Origin of the sequence: Pseudomonas edaphica, assembly GCF_005863185.1 — a bacterium.
In the GTDB taxonomy this organism is placed as follows: domain Bacteria; phylum Pseudomonadota; class Gammaproteobacteria; order Pseudomonadales; family Pseudomonadaceae; genus Aquipseudomonas; species Aquipseudomonas edaphica.
Map to the genome: position 1 here is coordinate 1 of NZ_VBVZ01000691.1, position 3,059 is coordinate 3,059.

The 3,059-nt window shown below is 48.6% G+C and carries 4 protein-coding genes; all 4 read left to right on the forward strand.

Annotated features, from left to right (window positions below; all coding sequences use genetic code 11):
- Positions 1 to 41 precede the first annotated feature (41 nt).
- The 4 genes from FEM54_RS29050 (at position 42) to FEM54_RS29065 (ending at position 2,657) form a co-directional block, all read left to right on the forward strand.
- Positions 42 to 302, forward strand: a complete 261-nt coding sequence (locus FEM54_RS29050) for a DUF6124 family protein (protein WP_138453905.1) — start codon at positions 42 to 44, stop codon at positions 300 to 302.
- 165 nt (positions 303 to 467) lie between these two features.
- Positions 468 to 641: an HNH endonuclease gene (locus FEM54_RS35180; protein ID WP_420875331.1), complete on the forward strand. Its 174-nt coding sequence runs from the start codon at positions 468 to 470 to the stop codon at positions 639 to 641.
- A gap of 289 nt (positions 642 to 930) precedes the next feature.
- A complete protein-coding gene (locus FEM54_RS29060) occupies positions 931 to 1,527 on the forward strand; it encodes a DUF4433 domain-containing protein (RefSeq protein ID WP_138453907.1) in 597 nt (198 codons plus the stop codon).
- A 5-nt stretch (positions 1,528 to 1,532) separates the two neighbouring features.
- Positions 1,533 to 2,657, forward strand: a complete 1,125-nt coding sequence (locus FEM54_RS29065) for a macro domain-containing protein (RefSeq protein WP_205894439.1) — start codon at positions 1,533 to 1,535, stop codon at positions 2,655 to 2,657.
- Positions 2,658 to 3,059: the final 402 nt, after the last annotated feature.

Consider the following 3,059-nt stretch of genomic DNA (forward strand, 5'->3'; position numbering starts at 1 on the left):
GCAGGGGGCGGCAGCTCCTTAAACAGTGTGGGAGCTTCATCATGAAAAAAATCACCCCAAATCCCCCAGCGAACCTTTTCACGGTCGCTCAAGATATCGACACCGAAACCCTCCTGATTCAAGCCAGCGAAACTCTGGCCTCGCTGAACGCTATCACCACTGACCTGGCTTTCGAGCTCGAAGGCGAAAATCGTCAGAAGCTTTTGGGCAGCCAGCAATTAATCGTGCTGGGTGAGTTATTGATCGAGCGGGTGTTGACCGTACTTCACCCCACAACCGACACGTCACCGTCGCCGCAGTAGCAAAAATCAAAAGGCCGAGTCGCTATGCGGCAACTCGGCCTTAAGAATCTTCAGACCTCGGAGCCCCTTCATTCACTCGAAATAGACCTAGTCTGACCCCTGTTCCCCTCTGCAAGGAAGCCGAAGCACTACCTACACCGGCTATTGATGGGTTTCCAAGAAGGCATGGACGTCGATCATCGTGATGGCAATGGTCTAAACAATCTCAGAAGCAACCTGCGTGTTGCAACACGGAACCAAAACAGTCTGAACGTGACCGCTCATCGACCAATAGCTCTAGGTACAAAGGCGTATTCTGGAACGCCCAGAGATGCAAGTGGTACGCCAGGCTCACTGTAAGCGGTGTCGGCAGAATGCGTGGGTATTTGAACACGCCTGAAGAAGCAGCCCAAGACTACGCTCAGTTGGTTGCAACGCCCGCTGCGGAACTGTGACGCCTGAACTCTGCTGGACAATGATCGCCTGAGTTTACAGTCGGTGGATTCCAGCCCAATCTGATGCTTCTGGTGTCAGGGCGTTACGCTATTCTCAAACCCTGGCATGGAAAACGCTGAGATTAGGCTAACGTCTAAGGGCAAAGTGCCATGACTGAGCTATAGTCTAGACCTTCATTTAGGGAGGGATACCAATGAGCCACCGCGTTGTAGAACTGCATAGCATCATGCCTATCGAAAATATTCCATCCATATTCCAGCACGGGATTCTATCTCACGATAATGCGGAGAAGATCCCTCATAGATCTGTTGCGCTGCAAGAAATCCAAGATCGCAGGGATAAAACGGTGCCTAATGGCTTGCGATTGCACCAATATGCAAACCTTTATTTCAACGCACGAAACCCGATGATGTATCGAAGGAAAGATATCATCGGAGATCTTTGTGTGATCCGCATAAATTTGAATGTGTTGCAACAGCCGGGGGCGGTGATCAGCGATATGAATGCCGCATCCGATTATGTTAGCTTTCTTCAACACCCCATAGGCTTGGGACAAATCGATTTCGACAACGTATTTGCCGATTGGTGGGATGATGAAGACGCTATCACCGGTTACAGAAAGAAAGCCGTCAAATGTGCAGAAGCTCTCATCCCTCAGTCAGTCCCATTAGGCTATATCACGGGGTTCTATACAGGCGATCAACAAACGACGCAGACAGTTGCAAAAGTTCTAAACGGACTTAACTGGCAAGTGCCTGTCACACCTAACCCTTATCTTTTCTTCAAGTGAGCACAGTGATAAAAGTTTTAATCGGTGACATGTTCAAGAGCGATGCAACAACTCTCGTCAACACTATTAATTGTGTGGGCGTCATGGGAAAGGGCGTCGCACTTGAATTCAAGAAACGATGGCCCGGCTTGATGTTGGACTACCAAAAGAAGTGTAAGGCAGGGCTAGTTATCCTAGGCAAGCCTTACCTTTATACTGATCTTGCGGGCACATCAATTATAAACTTCCCTACTAAAGGTCATTGGCGCGCAACCTCAAGGCTTGCCGATATCGAGTCTGGGCTAGAGCACTTAGTAAGCAATTACAAAAGCTGGGGGGTGAATTCTATAGCATTCCCCCCGTTAGGGTGCGGTAACGGAGGGCTTGAATGGGATGTGGTTGGCCCATTAATGTATAGTCATCTTTCAAAACTGGATATCCCGATCGAGATGTATGCGCCTTTCGGAACCCCCACCACCAAACTTACAGAGACATTTTTAAATCCAGCTCAACAGAGGCTCTTTGATGAATCAGAGCACAAAGGAAGCCGCGCAGCGAAGTTAAATAATAACTGGATGATCATACTTGAAGTATTGTATCAACTAGAGCGCCGATCTTATGTTTCCAAAGTGGGCCGCACAATATTTCAGCAGTTATGCAACACAGTAACTGCGCTCGGCATTGAAACCGAGCTGGATACAATCAGAACAGGAAGTATTCAATTTTCGGAGCAAACCAAAAAATTATTAGAAATTCTCGCCAACGCAAACTTAGTACAAGAAACAAAATCAGGTAGATTGAACCATCTTAAAACTGGCCCCGAATTCCTGAAAGCCAGGAAAAAAAATAGCGAATTAATCTCCACAAACAGAAAAAAAATAGACAAAACGGTCAACTTGTTTAGCCGCATAAAAAGCGTTGAGCAAGCGGAAGAAATGGCCACAATATTCTCCGCAGTAACTAAACTCAAAGAAGAGAAAAATACAAATATCGTTGCAGAGAAGGAGCTATTCGACTTTGTACTCAGCAGCAAGCAAGCGTGGAACACCGATGAGAAACGGAACTCCCTAGCTTCAGCTATTCGCAATTTGGCAATGCTGGGATGGATTCGAGTCAGCTTCAGCGAAAGCTTACCAGTGGCAGAATTATAACAAATGATAGCGTTATGGCAGCTAATGGGCTGCCCCCCCCCCGGGACATATGGCTAGCCGCTGGCTCAAATCCCCTCAGCCCCACCAATTCGAAGCATCGACAAAACCCGCCCAGTGCAGGTTTCGTTGTTTCTGGAGGCTGGAAAGCCCAGCCGGCGGGCCTTCGGACTTTTCCTTCAAGATGTCGCGCTGTTGATGAACTGGCGCAGCCCCCACCACAACGCTAACGTTCCCCCGTCGCTGCTCATCAGCGACCGGCTTTGACAGGCCGAAAAGTGTAACATTTCACACCCCATGATTTAACGGCATCTTCACGCATCCCGTCTCGTTCATGGCGGCTGTGCGTGGGGCATCTTCGGGTGCGCCGGGTTCTTACAATTCCGGTCTGTCAACCCGCGTACA

Excerpts from the sequence above, each read along its gene's own strand:
- FEM54_RS29050 (WP_138453905.1), top strand. The coding sequence starts at position 42 with ATGAAAAAAATCACCCCAAATCCCCCAGCGAACCTTTTCACGGTCGCT.
- FEM54_RS35180 (WP_420875331.1), top strand. The coding sequence starts at position 468 with ATGGACGTCGATCATCGTGATGGCAATGGTCTAAACAATCTCAGAAGC.
- FEM54_RS29060 (WP_138453907.1), top strand. The coding sequence starts at position 931 with ATGAGCCACCGCGTTGTAGAACTGCATAGCATCATGCCTATCGAAAAT.